The sequence below is a fragment of the Photobacterium sp. Alg240-V54 genome (genome assembly GCF_900537155.1).
Classification (GTDB): domain Bacteria; phylum Pseudomonadota; class Gammaproteobacteria; order Enterobacterales; family Vibrionaceae; genus Photobacterium.
Window position 1 is genome coordinate 76,041 of record NZ_UNRL01000002.1, and the last position, 16,928, is coordinate 92,968.

Sequence of the window (16,928 nt, forward strand, 5' to 3'; positions counted from 1 at the left end):
AAAAATATATGCCGCAATAATGAAAGATATTGCGGCTATCAAAAGCAGTGTTTATGAAGGGTTTACAGTAGTATGAATTTTACCGTCAGTCACGGTTGTGATGAGTTGATCTCCAGCTTTAACTTGATCGCAACGGCGAATAACATTGCCTTTATCATCTCGAGTAATCGAATAACCACGGCTGAGTGTTGCTAGTGGGCTTACCGTATCGAGTTTCTCGGCTGCTAATGCTAATTTATGGTTAGCATTGAGTAATTGACGATCCATAGCATCAAATAATCTGCGTGTTGCAGTTGTTAAGGCGTTTTTATCCTGCTGCAGACGTTGCTGCGGCGAATAAAGTGACAGCTTATAGGTATTTTTAGTAATACGTTGTTGCTGTATTTGAATCTTTTTCAGCATAATCTGCTGTAGTCTACGGCTAATATCGTCTAAATGCTGTTGTTGCTGATTTAAGCGTAATTGTGGATGTTGACGCTCTAATCGATGATTCAAAAGGTTAATCGACTGGTTTTGCTTGGATAAATAGCGCTGAACAGCATGTTGTAATTGTCTTTTTTTGTGAACGATAGTCGCTGTTTGGGCTGAATTATCGCGGCTGATTAACTCTGCAGCGGCTGATGGCGTTGGTGCTCGCATATCAGCGACAAAATCGGCAATAGTGACATCGACTTCATGACCAACAGCACTGACGATAGGGATCTGGCTGGCTGCAATAGTACGGGCAACGATCTCTTCGTTAAATGCCCACAAATCTTCTAATGAGCCGCCGCCTCGACCAACAATTAACACATCACATTCTTGTCTTGCATTAGCGCGCCCAATCGCCTGAGCTATTGATATTGCAGCGCCATCACCTTGAACCATTGTTGGGTAGATAACCACTGCCAAGCTTGGATCGCGCCGTTTTAAGACCTGTAAAATATCGTGAAGAGCCGCACCTGTTTTAGAGGTAACAATACCGACGCGTTGTGGTTGTGGTGGTAATGTTTTTTTCAATGACTGAGCAAATAAACCTTCTGCTGCAAGGGTCATTTTTAGCTGTTCAAATTGTTGCTGTAAACGGCCATCACCTTCAGGTTGCATGCTTTCAATGATCAGTTGATAGTCGCCACGAGGTTCATAAATAGATAACCGCGCTTTGACTAATATTTGATTACCATTGCTTGGTTTAAAGCTGACATGGCGATTGTTGCCTTTGAACATTGCACATTTAACTTGGGCACGAGAATCTTTCAGAGTGAAATACCAGTGACCAGAAACCGGCATTGAGAAATTTGATAATTCACCGACAAGCCAAACAATTCCCATTTCATTTTCAAGGATCAGACGAACTTGGGCATTGAGACTGGAAACGGTGTAGATGCGATCGTTAGATTGGCTTTGAGAAGCGAATAGAGTCACGAAGTGAGGTACCTGCTAGCGAATGAGTGGCGGCAGGCGGTCAGAAAACTATCAAATAGAACGAAAAACGCCTAGGCAGATCAATGGACAGATCTTGGCCGTATTTCGTCGACCGCATCACCGGATAGTTAACCGAAATATACTACTCAGCAAATGTTTTTTGTCAATAAAAAAATAAAAAATAAATATAGCCAAACGATTGCTTCATACGTATAATCCGTTCGCAATATTTTAATCTTCTTTGTAAACCTTTAAATTGGTGTGAGATATTGCATGTTACGAATTAAAAAAGAAGCGTTGACGTTTGATGATGTATTGCTAGTTCCTGCTCATTCTACAGTCCTACCTAACACTGCCGATCTGCGCACCCGTCTCACGAAAGAGATTGCTCTTAACATTCCTATGCTATCAGCATCTATGGACACCGTGACTGAAGGTCGCTTAGCTATTGCATTGGCTCAAGAGGGCGGCATTGGCTTTATCCACAAAAACATGTCTATCGAACAACAAGCGGCTGAAGTTCGCATGGTTAAAAAGTTCGAAGCGGGCGTTGTTGCAGAACCTGTTACTGTTAAGCCAAATAACACCATTGCAGATGTTAAGCGTTTAACATTAGAAAATGGTTTTGCAGGTTATCCTGTGGTTACAGATAACAATGAATTAGTTGGTATTATTACTGGCCGTGATGTTCGTTTTGTTACCGACCTTTCAATTAAAGTTGAAGAAGTGATGACGTCTAAAGACAAACTTGCTTCTGCTAAAGAAGGTGCGTCTCGCGAAGAAGTTGAAGCTATCATGCAACAGTACCGTGTTGAAAAAGTACTGCTAGTTGATGATAACTTCCGTCTAAAAGGGATGATCACCGCTAAAGACTTCCAAAAAGCTGAACGTAAACCCAATGCATGTAAAGATGCGCGCGGTAGCTTACGTGTTGGTGCTGCTGTTGGTGCTGGTGCGGGTAACGAAGAACGTGTTGCTGCATTGGTTGAAGCGGGCGTTGATGTATTGCTTATTGATTCATCTCATGGTCACTCAGAAGGTGTTTTACAACGTATTCGTGAAACACGCGCAGCTTTCCCTAATCTACCTATTGTTGGCGGTAACGTTGCAACTGCTGAAGGTGCTCGTGCACTGATTGAAGCGGGTGTAAGCGCAGTGAAAGTGGGTATCGGCCCTGGTTCTATTTGTACTACTCGTATTGTTACTGGTGTGGGTGTTCCACAAATTACTGCGATTTCAGAAGCGGCATCTGTTGCAGATCAATACGGTATTCCAGTTATTGCTGATGGCGGTATTCGTTACTCTGGTGATTTATGTAAAGCCATCGCTGCCGGTGCATCATGTGTAATGGTTGGCTCAATGTTCGCGGGTACTGAAGAAGCACCGGGTGAAGTTGAACTATACCAAGGCCGTTCATATAAATCATACCGTGGTATGGGCTCACTAGGCGCAATGTCAAAAGGTTCTTCTGACCGTTACTTCCAATCAGATAACGCGGCAGACAAGCTAGTTCCTGAAGGCATTGAAGGCCGTGTGGCATACAAAGGCTTGATGAAAGAAATCGTGCATCAGCAAATGGGTGGTTTACGCTCAAGCATGGGTCTAACAGGCTCTGCAACGATTGAAGATTTACGTACTAAAGCTGAATTTGTACGTATTTCAGGTGCAGGCATGAAAGAATCACATGTCCATGATGTGACGATTACAAAAGAAGCACCTAACTACCGTATGGGTTAATTGTTAGGCAGTCAGTAGTCTTTTGACGAAAACGATTGCCTAAGTGAAGAAGTTAGATAAAATCGGGGCTAGATATAGCCCCCAATACATTCAATTTTTGAGATAGCTCTATAATGACCACTACCGCAAATATTCATGACCAACGTATTCTTATTTTGGATTTTGGTTCGCAATACACTCAGTTAATTGCCCGTCGTATCCGTGAAATCGGCGTTTACTGTGAGCTTTGGAGCTGGGACGTTGATGAAGCTGATATCCGTGATTTCAATCCAAACGGTATTATTCTTTCTGGTGGTCCTGAAAGTGTTACTGAAGCGGGTTCTCCTCGCGCACCACAGTATGTATTTGATGCGGGTGTTCCTGTATTTGGTGTCTGTTACGGCATGCAAACTATGGCAGAACAACTGGGTGGTAAAGTAGCAGGTTCTGATGAGCGTGAGTTTGGTTATGCGCAAGTTAAAATTGTTGAGCAAACTGCTTTCTTAAAAGATATTCAAGATGCTGTTGCTGCTGATGGTACACCACTGCTTGATGTGTGGATGAGCCACGGCGACAAAGTTGTCGAAATTCCAGCAGATTTTGTCAAAATTGCTGAAACAGATACCTGTCCATTTGCGGCAATGGCAAATGAAGACAAGCGCTTCTATGGCGTGCAATTCCACCCTGAAGTAACTCACACTCGTCAAGGCATGAAGTTAATTGAAAACTTCGTAATGAATGTATGTGGTTGTGAAAAGCTATGGACATCAGCCAACATTATTGAAGATGCGATTGAGCGTATCAAAGAACAAGTGGGTGACGATGAAGTTATCCTTGGTCTTTCTGGTGGTGTAGATTCATCTGTGGTTGCGATGCTGATTCACCGTGCAATTGGCGATAAGCTAACATGCGTATTTGTTGATAATGGTTTACTTCGTCTTAACGAAGGCCAGCAAGTGATGGACATGTTTGGTGATAAATTTGGCCTAAACATTGTTCACGTTAAAGCAGAAGATCGTTTCTTAACAGCATTGGCTGGCGTTGATGAGCCAGAAGCAAAGCGTAAGATCATCGGTCACGTATTTGTTGATATCTTTGATGAAGAATCAAAGAAACTGAAAAATGCTAAGTGGCTAGCACAAGGTACAATCTACCCTGATGTTATCGAATCTGCAGCATCTAAGACGGGTAAAGCACACGTGATTAAATCACACCATAACGTTGGCGGTTTGCCAGATGATATGGAAATGGGCTTGGTTGAACCATTACGTGAATTATTTAAAGATGAAGTACGTAAGATTGGTCTTGAGCTTGGCTTACCTTATAACATGCTATACCGCCACCCATTCCCTGGACCGGGTTTAGGTGTACGTGTATTAGGTGAAGTTAAGAAAGAATACTGTGATCTACTACGTCGTGCTGATGCTATCTTCATTGAAGAATTACATAACGCTGATCTTTACAATAAAGTATCACAAGCATTTACCGTGTTCTTACCTGTGCGCTCTGTCGGCGTAATGGGTGATGGCCGTAAATACGATTGGGTTGTATCGCTACGTGCGGTAGAAACTATCGACTTTATGACCGCGCATTGGGCACACTTGCCGTACGATTTCTTAGGTAAAGTATCTAATCGTATTATCAATGAAGTGAACGGTATTTCACGCGTTGTTTACGATATTTCAGGTAAGCCGCCAGCAACGATTGAGTGGGAATAGTCACCATTTTGCTCGCAATAATTGCCTAATAAAAAGCACCTACGGGTGCTTTTTTTATGGCTGCAATTTGGCGTTGATTTGGTTTGGGCGTGGCTATTGTTAATAAATTGTTTTTTTTATGTGCGTTGTAAGTTTCATATTAACGATTGGTTACAATATGTTGTGGTAGGTAAGCGTTATAAGTAGGTCTATAACACTGTTTGTTGTGGTAATTTCATTACAATCGTTCAGCAAATATTCAGACATATTTTGAGCGAAAAAAAATGAGATCGACTACATGTAAGTAGATCCGCACTGCAAACATAACCACATAAGGACATGGAATTACCATGAACGAAAAAACACTTAAGCAAGCACCACCTCCACCGACAAGTGCGATGGACAAGTTTTTAAATGGTATTGAGCGTGCAGGTAATAAAATTCCTGATCCTGCTTTACTGTTCTTTTGGGGTTTAGTAACCGTTTGGGTTTTGTCTGCGGTGCTATCACAGTTTGATTTTGGCCTTGTGCACCCAGTAACTAAAGATGTTGTGCAAGTGAATAACTTGCTAACGGGTGATGCAATGGCAAGCTTTTTGGCTAACATGGTGAAGAACTTCACTGGTTTTGCGCCATTAGGTATTGTATTAGTTGCAATGTTAGGTGTTGGTGTTGCTGAAGCGTCAGGCTTTATCAATACTGGCCTTAAGAAAATGCTTAATGTCACACCAGCTAAACTGCTGACACCGATGCTAATTTTAGTGGCGATTGTTTCGCACACAGCAGCAGATGCAGGTTATGTATTGGTTATTCCACTAGGTGGTATTATCTTCCACGCAGCAGGTCGTCACCCTCTTGCAGGTATTGCAGCGGCGTTTGCTGGTGTTTCTGGTGGTTTCTCTGCGAACTTTATTCCTTCAGGTATCGACCCATTATTAGCGGGCTTCACCCAAGAAGCTGCGCGTATTATGGATCCAAGTTACATTGTTAACCCGTTAGCAAACCTAATGTTCACTGGTTTATCATCATTTATTATTGTTGGTATCGGCTGGTACATCACTGATAAAGTGATTGAACCACGTTTACAAAAAACCGCAATTGATGCCGATGCTGAAGAAGCACCTGATATGGGTTCTTTTACAGCATTAGAAAGTAAAGCGTTCTCATACGCGGGCTGGACTATGCTAGCAGGTATTGCATTGCTTGTTGCGGCAGTATGGCCAGAAACCTCGCCACTACGTTCACCAACAGGTGAAGTGGCAGCCTTTAATGCACCAGTGATGCAATCTATCGTACCGTTAATTTTCATCCTGTTTGTTATTCCAGGTATTATTTACGGTAAAGTGGCGGGTACGTTTAAGCAAAGCGCTGATATCATTAAAGCAATGTCGACCACCATGGCGGGTATGGCTGGCTTTATGGTAATGGTGTTCTTTATTGCTCAGTTCCTCGTTGCATTTACTCAGTCAAACTTAGGCACATTATTAGCACTTTCTGGCGCACAGTTACTGCAACAGATGAACTTACCTGGCCAAGTAACGATTGTTGGTATGATTTTACTTACAGCAAGCGTTAACTTATTAGTCGGCTCAGCGTCTGCTAAATGGGCATTGATTGGTCCTATCATGGTACCAATGCTGATGGCAGTAGGTATCTCGCCTGAATTAACTCAAGCGGCTTACCGTGTTGGTGATTCTGTCTCTAACATTATTTCGCCAATGATGGTGTTCTTCCCATTAGTGGTGGTTTACATGCAGCGTTACGTGAAGAGCTCTGGTATTGGTACATTAGCGTCAATGATGATGCCGTACTCAATTGCAATGCTTGTAGGTTGGACTATCTTCCTATTAGTGTACTGGACTCTTGGTATTCCACTAGGTGTTCAAGCGCCTTACACTTACAGCATGTAATTAATAGGCTGTAATAACGGTAATTAGCTTTAATATAGTTAGTATTAATACAGAGTTATCGTTAAACAATAAAAAGCCTCGAACAGTTAGACTGTTCGAGGCTTTTTTGTATTCCATTAAACCCTGTCTGCAAAGAGGAGCTTAATAAAATTTAGTCATTATTTATTGAAGTTCTCAACGTGGAAACGAAGATGATCGTCAATAAATGATGCCATAAAGTAGTAGCTGTGGTCATAACCATCTTGCATACGGATTTCTACTGGGTAGTCATTCGCTTCAGCCGCTTCAGCTAGGCTTTCTGTACGAAGTTGCCCCTCGGTGTAGAAATTATCGTGTGTACCTTGATCAACCAACATTGGCATTTTGATGGTTGCTTTACGCATTAATTCACATGAATCGTATTGCTTCCAATTTTGTGTATTAGTACCTAAGTAACCAGTGAAGGCTTTTTGGCCCCAAGCACAATTCATTGGGTTAGTAATCGGACTAAATGCTGATGCAGAGCTGTAGCGCTCTGGATTACGCATCGCGATCATTAATGCGCCATGTCCACCCATAGAGTGACCACTGATTGCACGTTGCTCAGTTACAGGGAAGTGAGCTTCAACCAATGCTGGTAATTCATTAACAATGTAATCATACATGTGGTAGTGACGGTTATACGGCGCTTCTGTTGCGTTAACATAGAAACCAGCACCAAGACCAAAGTCATAAGCACCTTGTGGGTCGTCAGCAACACCTTCGCCACGTGGGCTAGTGTCCGGAGCAACAATAGCAACACCTAATTCGGCAGCCATACGTTGTGCACCTGCTTTTTGCATAAAGTTTTCATCAGTACATGTTAGTCCTGATAACCAGTAAAGAACCGGTACTTTTTTACCTGCCGCACATTGTGGTGGTAAGTAAATAGCAAAACGCATATCACAATTTAAGACTTCTGAGCGGTGAGTATATTGCTTATGCCAGCCGCCAGCACTTTTATTACAGCTAATATTTTCTAAAGGCATTGGATTTGGTCTCTTGTTAAATTTGCGCAGAGTGTTGATGCTCTGCGCATTTTTTATAGCGTTATTATAGAAAGCTTATGAATAAAAAGCTTACTTATCGAAGTGAATAACCGTACGGATACTCTTACCTTCGTGCAATAGGTCAAATGACTTATTGATGTCGTCTAGGCCCATGTTGAATGAGATGAAGTCATCAAGTTGGAATTCACCTGCCATGTAACGGTCAACGATACCTGGAAGCTCTGAACGACCTTTAACGCCACCGAATGCAGAACCACGCCATACACGACCAGTCACTAGTTGGAATGGGCGGGTAGAAATCTCTTGACCTGCACCAGCTACACCAATGATTACTGATTCGCCCCAACCTTTGTGACAACACTCTAGCGCTGAACGCATAACATTAACGTTACCGATACACTCAAAAGAGTAATCTACGCCGCCRTCAGTYAWTTCAACAATCACTTCTTGAATTGGCTTGTCGTAGTTCATTGGGTTRATGCAATCTGTTGCACCTAGYTTACGAGCAAGGTCGAATTTGCTTTCGTTGATATCAATCGCAATRATACGGCTTGCTTTAGCCATAGTACCACCGATGATAGCAGCAAGACCGATACCGCCTAGACCAAAGACAGCAATAGTATTGCCTTCTTCAACTTTCGCAGTGTTAAGTACTGCACCCATACCAGTTGTTACACCACAACCTAGTAGACAAACTTCTTCAAGTGGTGCTTCTTTGCTGATTTTAGCTAAAGAAATTTCTGGAAGTACAGTGTACTCAGAGAAAGTAGAACAGCCCATGTAATGGAAGATTGGCTGACCGTCTTTGTAGAAACGGGTTGTGCCATCTGGCATTAGGCCTTTACCTTGAGTTTCACGTACTGCCTGACAAAGGTTAGTYTTRCCAGATAGGCAGTATTTACATTTGCCACACTCTGCAGTGTAAAGTGGGATTACGTGATCGCCAACTTCAACACTTGTTACGCCTTCACCAATCATTTCAACAATACCGCCACCTTCGTGACCAAGGATTGCAGGGAAGATACCTTCTGGATCGTCACCAGATAATGTGAATGCATCTGTGTGACATACGCCAGTTGCAACGATGCGAACTAATACTTCACCAGCACGAGGTAGCATTACATCAATTTCTTCAACAGAAAGAGGTTGTTTTGGACCCCATGCGATAGCAGCTTTTGATTTGATAAATTTGTCAGTCATAATCTTCACTCTAATTATATTTATGTCTACTTCATCAAAAGTAGATGAAAATTGGGTGGAAAGGGAAAAGTTATTATTTTCTTGCCCCGTTTCGATGGTTGCTATTGTATTTGTTTCTCGAATAATGATAATTACCTAAAAGTGCAAATTACTTTTACGAATGTGTAATAATCAGTGGTGCAAGCGTCATATTGACGTTCGATCACATTATCAATAGGTGTTTAGAATGTTTCTATGGGAAGGGGTAACAGAATTTGTTGCCGTAGCAGAAACCGAAAGTTTTACTGCTGCATCAAAACGACTCGGCATATCTACTGCACAAGTCAGTCGTCAAGTGAGTGCGTTAGAGAATCGACTTAATACTAAATTATTTTACCGTACTACCCGTAAGGTTTCATTAACAGAAGAAGGCAATGTTTATTATCAACATTGTCGTCAAGTGTTAGATGGACTAGAAGATGCTGAGCGAGCTATCAGCAATTTACGTGGTAAGCCACAAGGGTTGATCAAATTAACCGCGCCAGTAACGTACGGCGAAAAGTACATTATGCCGTTAGTTAATGATTTCATGCTGCAGTATCCTGAAGTAGAAGTCGCGATTGATATGACTAACCGCCAAGTTGATTTGGTGGAAGGTAGCTTTGATCTCGCGATTCGTTTAGGACGTTTGACCAGCTCATCAATGATGGCGAAGCGTTTAACCAGCCGCACCATGTATGTTTGTGCATCGCCAGCTTATTTACAAAAGTTTGGTATTCCACATTCATTATCTGAGCTGCGTCAACATAATTGCTTAATTGGTAACTATGATCATTGGCGTTTTCAAGAATCAGGTAAAGAGAAAAGTATTCGTGTGAGCGGTACCCTTAACTGTAATAGTGGTTATGGTTTACGAGATGCAGTGATTAAAGGTATCGGTTTAGCGCAGCTACCTGACTATTATATTGATAAAGATTTAGAATCGGGTGCCATCGTGCCTATTTTGACTAATTACCAAGAGCCTGATGAAGGTATTTGGGCGCTTTATCCACATAATCGTCATTTATCACCTAAAGTCAGAATGCTGGTGGATTATCTTGCTGAGCAATTACCGCATATTAGTCATTATGATTTGTAAGTAGTGATAACTGATGTCAAATAAAAACCAAGAAAGGTTATCTTCAGCAGCAGCTGACGCGGTGTTTATGCGTCGTGCGATGGAATTGGCTGCGCAAGCAGAAGCTGAAGGTGAGGTGCCTGTTGGAGCGGTAGTGGTTCATAATGGCGTGATTGTTGGTGAAGGTTGGAATCGTTCTATTGGTCATCATGATGCGACGGCACATGCTGAAATGATGGCACTGCGCCAAGCCGGACAAACACTGCAAAACTATCGTCTTGTTGATACCACCTTATATGTGACGTTAGAGCCATGCCCAATGTGTGCAGGTGCGATAGTACATAGCCGAGTAGGTAAAGTGGTGTTTGGTGCTCACGATGCAAAAACGGGCGCGGCAGGTAGCACCATGAACTTACTGAGCTATGAGGGCGTTAATCATCATGTTCTGTTTGAAGGTGATGTTCTTGCTAGTGAATGCCGTGCTCAGCTACAAGCTTTTTTTAAGCGTCGTCGAGCAGAGAAAAAAGCCGCCAAACTTGCCGCAAGACAAGCATCAAATGATGTTTGAGGTTGGGGGGAGTAAATAAAATCGGCTCGGTAGTTATTTTCAAGCAATTAAATAATACCGAGCTGGTTATATTAGTGGCTTGGGCAACTGTGTTCTGTGGTTGCTGATAGCATACAACTACGTTGACGCCATAGAATCTTTTTACGCACATTACTGCTTAAGCGTTTACGGCGTGTTGCCGCTGAAGTGATACGTTTGGCGATATGTTGAGTTTTTGATTTTAATTTGGTTACTTTCATGGATCCATCCATTGAGTTGATATCACGGTAGAACAACCAGCCCGCGAATAAACCTCGCAGCCACCGTTAGCAATGCCATTGTTTAATGTTGTTAATTTCATTATGCATAACAATGCACCTATTGGTAGTAATCTTTAGCAGTTGATGATCAAAGGTTGATCAAACTCTCATTGCGTAAAAAATCAGACGATTACTCTAAATAGTGGCCATGCCATAGGTGGGTTCCTATGGCTATTTTTATGGCTGCTGGTTACCGTTATGATTATGGCGTTACCTGTACCGATGACGTTGATGGTGACGCTGTCGGTGCCAACAGTGTTGGTGGCGTATTGATGGTTTGTAGACCATCAATAATTTTTAGATGCTCATTTTCATACTTACCGCTGTGAGCGCGCTCATAGCCAATAATACTTTGATAATAACGCCGAATACCTTCGACGTAATTTAACGCTTCATCACCTCTCGCGTAGCCATAGCGTGATTGAGTGTAATATTTACGTTGTCCTAATAATGGTAGTCGTTGTTTGACATCAGCCCAAGTATTGGGATTACCCCCTTGTGACTTAGTTAATCGACGTGCATCCATCAAGTGACCAAAGCCGACATTATAAGAGGCGAGTGCAAACCACACTTTTTCATGTTCTTCAATACTGTCAGGTACACGTGCAATCATCTTACGCAGGTATTCACTGCCACCACGAATGCTTTGTTCTGGATCTAAACGATTGGTGACACCGACAGATTCTGCTGTTGGCAGGGTTAACATCATCATGCCTCGAACGCCGGTTGGTGATACTGCTTGCGGATCCCAATGCGATTCTTGGTAAGATAGTGCCGCTAATAAACGCCAATCAAAGCCATTAGCATATTGTTTAAATAACGCCTCCCATTGCGGCAGTGTGTTGTTCACTGCACGTAAAAATGCACGGGTATCAACATAATCAAATTGGTCGATATGACCAAAATATTTCTCTTCCAATTGCGCCATAGTGCCGTTTTGTTTCAATTGCCCAAAAAACTCAATGATAAGCGCATATAAACTATCGTTGCTGCTTTGCTTAACAAACCAACTTACAGGTTCATCTTGAGTTAATTCAAGTGCAACGGCGATATCAGGATGGATACGTTGTAATAGCGCCACATCAACAGAATCAGCCACGGTATAATCGAGATCACCGTTGGCGACTTTAATTAATAGATCGTTAATGTCTGATTCTGGCATTGATTGCCATTGCAGTGTTGGGTGATTTTTACGAATCAGCTCTAGTTTTTGTTCATGGCTAGATCCACTGACAACGGCTAAACGGCCATTATTTTTTGCCAGCTCAGTGAGATCTCGAGGGCGACGTTGGCCTTTTTTATACACCACAATTTGGCTGGCGTAGTAATAAGCTGGCGCCGGATGAAAATCTTGCAGGCGATCGGGCGTTACAGCAAGACCGGCTGCAATAATATCAATATCGCCACGCTCTAAGGCGGGAAATAACTCTGATAAAGTAAACATGGCAGTTATTTCAAGTTTAACTCCCAGCTTTTTAGCAAAAGTTTGTGCGAGTTCATAATCCAGCCCCGTTGGACCTTCTGCACCAATATAGTAGGACAGTTGGTTATTTAGCGTTCCCACCCGTAATACGCCACTTTTGCGGATTTTTTCAAGGCTAGTGGTTTTGTTTTCTTGCCACTGGCAGCCGTTAGTTAGCAATATTAATAATAAAATGCTCATCATACGACGTAGTAGAGTGAAGAATTGTATATTTATCAACTAAGCTGACCCACAGTAAAAATTAACGGCTATTTATATCAAACCCTGCTAATTGCGCAAAGTTGAACTGTTAAGTTGATGATCATAATTTAGATATTGGAATAGTTAAGCAAACATTACGCTATTTTATGGTTAAAAAATGACCCAAAAATAACAGTAATAGGGATTTTTTTGATATTTTTATAAAGATTGAAAAAAAAACACGCAAACGGTTGCGTCAGGTGTTACGTCACAAAAAAAATTCCCTTATACTAGGCGCTCATTAACCGTTGCCTAGTAGTGCAGCAGAGCACAAAGGTGCATTAGGTGTTATTGAGATAGGCTTCTAGATGATGAAGTTTACCTCAATACCACTTTTTTTAACCTGCTAATCGAGAGACCTTTGCACATGGAAATTTTGCGTGGTTCACCCGCTTTGTCTGAGTTTCGCGTTAATAAGTTACTTGAGCGTTGTCATGAGTTAGATCTGCCAATTATCAGTATTTATGCTGAGTTTGCACATTTTGCTGATGTAGCGACAACGTTAACAGCTGATGAACAAGCTAAACTAACAAGTCTACTCACATACGGCCCAACGATTGCAGAGCACGAACCTAAAGGTTTATTGCTACTTGTTATTCCTCGTCCTGGCACCATTTCTCCTTGGTCTTCAAAATCGACTGATATTGCTCGTAATTGTGGTTTAACCACTATTAAACGCCTTGAGCGTGGCAGTGCTTATTATGTTGAATCATCATCGCCGCTAACAGCACCACAATTGAGTGAGTTAAAAGCATTACTTCATGACCGCATGATGGAAGTGGTGGTAGATAATGTTGAGGCAGCAGCAGCGTTATTTATTCAAGCTCAACCAGCACCAGTTAAAAGTGTTGATATTTTAACTGGCGGACGCCAAGCATTAGCGCAAGCGAACCTTAGTTTAGGTTTGGCTTTAGCGGAAGATGAAATTGATTACTTGGTTGAAAACTTTACTAAGCTCGGTCGTAACCCTAACGACATTGAATTAATGATGTTTGCTCAAGCGAACTCGGAGCATTGTCGCCACAAGATTTTTAATGCTGATTGGACTATCGATGGTGTCGATCAGCCAAAATCATTATTTAAAATGATTAAAAATACCTATGAGCATAACCATGAGCATGTGTTGTCAGCTTACAAAGACAATGCTGCGGTAATGGAAGGCTCGCATGTGGGACGTTTCTTCCCAGATCCACAATCTCGTCAATACACTTATCATCAAGAAGATAATCACATTTTGATGAAAGTAGAAACCCATAACCACCCAACGGCAATTTCACCGTGGCCGGGCGCAGCGACAGGCTCAGGTGGTGAGATTCGTGATGAAGGCGCAACTGGTATTGGCGGCAAACCTAAAGCTGGTTTAGTTGGCTTTACGGTTTCTAACTTACGTGTACCTGGTTTTGAACAGCCGTGGGAAACCGATTTTGGTAAGCCAGATCGTATCGTTACCGCGTTAGATATTATGCTTGAGGGCCCATTAGGTGGCGCCGCATTTAATAACGAATTTGGCCGTCCTAACTTATTAGGTTATTTCCGTACTTACGAAGAAAAAGTCACTTCTCACGCGGGTGAAGAAATCCGTGGTTATCATAAGCCAATCATGATTGCTGGTGGTATGGGTAATATTCGTGCCGATCACGTCCAGAAGAAAGAGATCCCTGTTGGCGCTAAGTTAATTGTACTTGGTGGTCCGGCAATGAACATCGGTCTCGGTGGCGGTGCTGCATCATCAATGGCATCTGGTCAATCAGCAGAAGATTTAGATTTCGCTTCAGTACAGCGTGAAAACCCAGAAATGGAACGTCGTTGTCAGGAAGTGATTGATGGTTGTTGGCAGATGGGTGATGACAACCCGATTGCCTTTATTCACGACGTAGGCGCGGGGGGTATTTCTAATGCTTTACCAGAGCTCGTCAATGATGGTGAGCGTGGTGGTAAATTCCAGCTACGTGATGTACCCAATGATGAACCTGGCATGAGTCCACTTGAGATTTGGTGTAATGAATCACAAGAGCGTTATGTATTAGCGATTGCACCTGAAAACATGGCAACATTTGATGCTATTTGTCAGCGTGAACGTGCACCTTATGCAGTCGTAGGCGAAGCCACAGCTGAGCGTCATTTAAGCCTTGAAGATAGTCATTTCGACAACACTCCAATTGATATGCCAATGGATATTTTATTGGGTAAAGCGCCGAAGATGCACCGCGATGCACAAACGCTGACAGTGGTTGGGCAGCCACTTGATCGCAGTGAGATCACCATTGAAGCTGCCACGCAACGTGTTTTACGTCTGCCTGCAGTAGCGGAAAAAACGTTTCTAATTACCATCGGTGATCGCAGTGTTACCGGACTGGTTGCACGTGATCAAATGGTCGGTCCTTGGCAAGTGCCAGTGGCTAACTGTGCGGTAACCGCAGCAAGTTATGATAGTTACCACGGCGAAGCGATGTCGATGGGTGAGCGTACGCCTGTTGCGCTGCTTAACTTTGGTGCTTCTGCGCGTTTAGCAGTTGGTGAAGCGATCACCAATATTGCAGCGACTGATATCGGCGATATGAAGCGGATTAACTTATCGGCTAACTGGATGTCACCTGCGGGTCACCCTGGTGAAGATGCCGGCTTATACGAAGCAGTAAAAGCCATTGGCGAAGAACTATGCCCAGCATTAGGGTTAACTATCCCTGTGGGTAAAGATTCAATGTCAATGAAAACGAAGTGGCAGCAAAATGGTGAGGAAAAAGAAGTCACCTCACCATTGTCATTAGTGATCACTGCTTTTGGTCGCGTTGAAGATGTCCGTAAAACCGTGACACCGCAATTACGCACCGATAAAGGCGAATCTAGCTTAATCTTAATCGATCTCGGTTGTGGTCAAAACCGTTTGGGTGCGACCGCTTTAGCACAAGTTTATAAGCAATTAGGTGATAAAACCGCTGACGTTGATAGCCCTGAATTACTAAAAGGCTTCTTCTATGCAATGCAAACCTTGGTGCGTGATGATAAGTTATTGGCTTACCATGACCGAGGTGATGGTGGTCTGTATGTTACCTTAGCTGAAATGGCATTTGCCGGTCACACGGGTATTGAAGTTGATATTAATACTACCGCAACCGATGAATGTGATGATGTGCTAGCAGCGTTATTTAGCGAAGAACTGGGTGCTGTGATTCAAGTTCGTAGTGATGATGTTGACGTTGTTCAATCTGTACTGGCTGCAAATGGTTTAGCGGCATGCAGTCACATCATTGGTACAGTGATTGAAGAAGATGTTGTACGTATTTGGAATGGCAATGATTTAGTGCTTGAACAGAATCGCACTGAATTACGTGCAATCTGGGCTGAAACAACCTATCAAATGCAAGCGATGCGTGATAATCCAGCTGGAGCATTACAAGAATTTGAAGCCAAGAAAGATACCCAAGATCCAGGCTTACATACTCAGTTAACATTTGATATTAATGAAGATGTTGCAGCGCCATTTATTGCACCTGCGATTAATTTTGGTGCCAAACCACAAATGGCAATTCTACGTGAGCAAGGGGTTAACTCTCACGTTGAAATGGCGGCTGCGTTTGATCGTGCTGGCTTTGAAGCTAAAGATGTTCATATGAGTGATATTCTTAGCGGTAAGGTACAGCTTGACGGTTTTAATGGTTTAGTCGCTTGTGGTGGCTTCTCTTACGGTGATGTATTAGGTGCGGGTGAAGGCTGGGCAAAATCAGTGTTATTTAACAATATTGCTCGTGACCAATTTGCTGCATTCTTTACTCGCCCAGATACGCTGGCGTTAGGTGTATGTAATGGTTGTCAGATGATGTCTAATCTGCATGAGCTGATTCCAGGTGCTGATTTATGGCCGCGTTTTGTGCGTAACGAATCAGAGCGTTTTGAAGCGCGCTTTAGTTTAGTTGAAGTACAAAAGAGTGATTCATTGTTCTTTAATGAAATGGCAGGTTCACGGATGCCAATCGCGGTTTCACATGGCGAAGGTCGAGTTGAAGTCCGTAATGCCGACCATTTGGCAGCGATTGAGCAGTCAGGAACGATTGCACTACGTTACCTTGATAACTACGGCAATGTGACTCAAAACTACCCTGCTAACCCTAATGGTTCGCCAAACGGTATTACCGGCTTAACCACGCAAGATGGCCGCGTCACCATTATGATGCCGCACCCAGAGCGAGTATTCCGTACTGTCGCCAACTCTTGGCATCCAGATGATTGGAGCGAAAATAGCCCTTGGATGCGTATGTTCCGTAACGCACGAGTTAATCTCGGTTAACA

Annotated in this window: 11 protein-coding genes; 6 read left to right on the forward strand and 5 right to left on the reverse strand. The window is 42.8% G+C overall.

Annotated features, from left to right (window positions below; genetic code table 11):
- Positions 1-51: 51 nt before the first annotated feature.
- Positions 52-1,404, reverse strand: a complete 1,353-nt coding sequence (xseA, locus tag G6R09_RS05810; protein ID WP_163921177.1) for an exodeoxyribonuclease VII large subunit — start codon at positions 1,402-1,404, stop codon at positions 52-54.
- 273 nt (positions 1,405-1,677) lie between these two features.
- On the opposite strand from xseA, the gene guaB reads away from it, so the two are divergent.
- The 3 genes from guaB to G6R09_RS05825 all read left to right on the forward strand — a co-directional run bounded on the left by guaB (position 1,678) and on the right by G6R09_RS05825 (position 6,727).
- Complete coding sequence (gene guaB, locus G6R09_RS05815; protein WP_065167424.1) at positions 1,678-3,141, forward strand: IMP dehydrogenase; 1,464 nt, start codon at positions 1,678-1,680, stop codon at positions 3,139-3,141.
- 113 nt (positions 3,142-3,254) lie between these two features.
- The gene (guaA, locus tag G6R09_RS05820; RefSeq protein WP_065167425.1) at positions 3,255-4,838 is read left to right on the forward strand and encodes a glutamine-hydrolyzing GMP synthase; all 1,584 of its coding nucleotides are present in this window, start codon (positions 3,255-3,257) and stop codon (positions 4,836-4,838) included.
- A gap of 329 nt (positions 4,839-5,167) precedes the next feature.
- The gene (locus tag G6R09_RS05825) at positions 5,168-6,727 is read left to right on the forward strand and encodes an AbgT family transporter (protein WP_163921180.1); all 1,560 of its coding nucleotides are present in this window, start codon (positions 5,168-5,170) and stop codon (positions 6,725-6,727) included.
- Positions 6,728-6,885: 158 nt separating this feature from the next.
- Here G6R09_RS05825 and fghA read toward each other — a convergent pair whose 3' ends face one another.
- A complete protein-coding gene (gene fghA / locus G6R09_RS05830) occupies positions 6,886-7,734 on the reverse strand; it encodes an S-formylglutathione hydrolase (RefSeq protein WP_065167427.1) in 849 nt (282 codons plus the stop codon).
- A 90-nt stretch (positions 7,735-7,824) separates the two neighbouring features.
- Positions 7,825-8,955 (reverse strand): S-(hydroxymethyl)glutathione dehydrogenase/class III alcohol dehydrogenase, encoded by a 1,131-nt coding sequence (locus tag G6R09_RS05835; protein WP_163921183.1) that lies wholly within the window; start codon positions 8,953-8,955, stop codon positions 7,825-7,827.
- Positions 8,956-9,181: 226 nt separating this feature from the next.
- Here G6R09_RS05835 and G6R09_RS05840 point away from each other — a divergent pair, with 226 nt between their 5' ends.
- The gene (locus G6R09_RS05840; protein ID WP_065166554.1) at positions 9,182-10,072 is read left to right on the forward strand and encodes a LysR substrate-binding domain-containing protein; all 891 of its coding nucleotides are present in this window, start codon (positions 9,182-9,184) and stop codon (positions 10,070-10,072) included.
- Between the two features lie 13 nt (positions 10,073-10,085).
- A complete protein-coding gene (gene tadA / locus G6R09_RS05845) occupies positions 10,086-10,619 on the forward strand; it encodes a tRNA adenosine(34) deaminase TadA (protein WP_065166553.1) in 534 nt (177 codons plus the stop codon).
- 71 nt (positions 10,620-10,690) lie between these two features.
- On the opposite strand, the gene G6R09_RS19845 is transcribed toward tadA, so the two are convergent.
- Positions 10,691-10,858 carry a hypothetical protein gene (locus G6R09_RS19845; protein WP_181314982.1) on the reverse strand — a complete coding sequence of 56 codons (168 nt, stop codon included), beginning with the start codon at positions 10,856-10,858 and terminating at the stop codon, positions 10,691-10,693.
- 262 nt (positions 10,859-11,120) lie between these two features.
- Entirely contained in the window at positions 11,121-12,617 is a 1,497-nt protein-coding gene (gene mltF / locus G6R09_RS05850) for a membrane-bound lytic murein transglycosylase MltF (protein WP_082967938.1), read from the reverse strand.
- A 391-nt stretch (positions 12,618-13,008) separates the two neighbouring features.
- Between mltF and purL the strand changes: the two genes are divergently transcribed.
- Positions 13,009-16,926 (forward strand): phosphoribosylformylglycinamidine synthase, encoded by a 3,918-nt coding sequence (gene purL / locus G6R09_RS05855; protein WP_163921186.1) that lies wholly within the window; start codon positions 13,009-13,011, stop codon positions 16,924-16,926.
- The last annotated feature ends 2 nt before the right edge of the window (positions 16,927-16,928 follow it).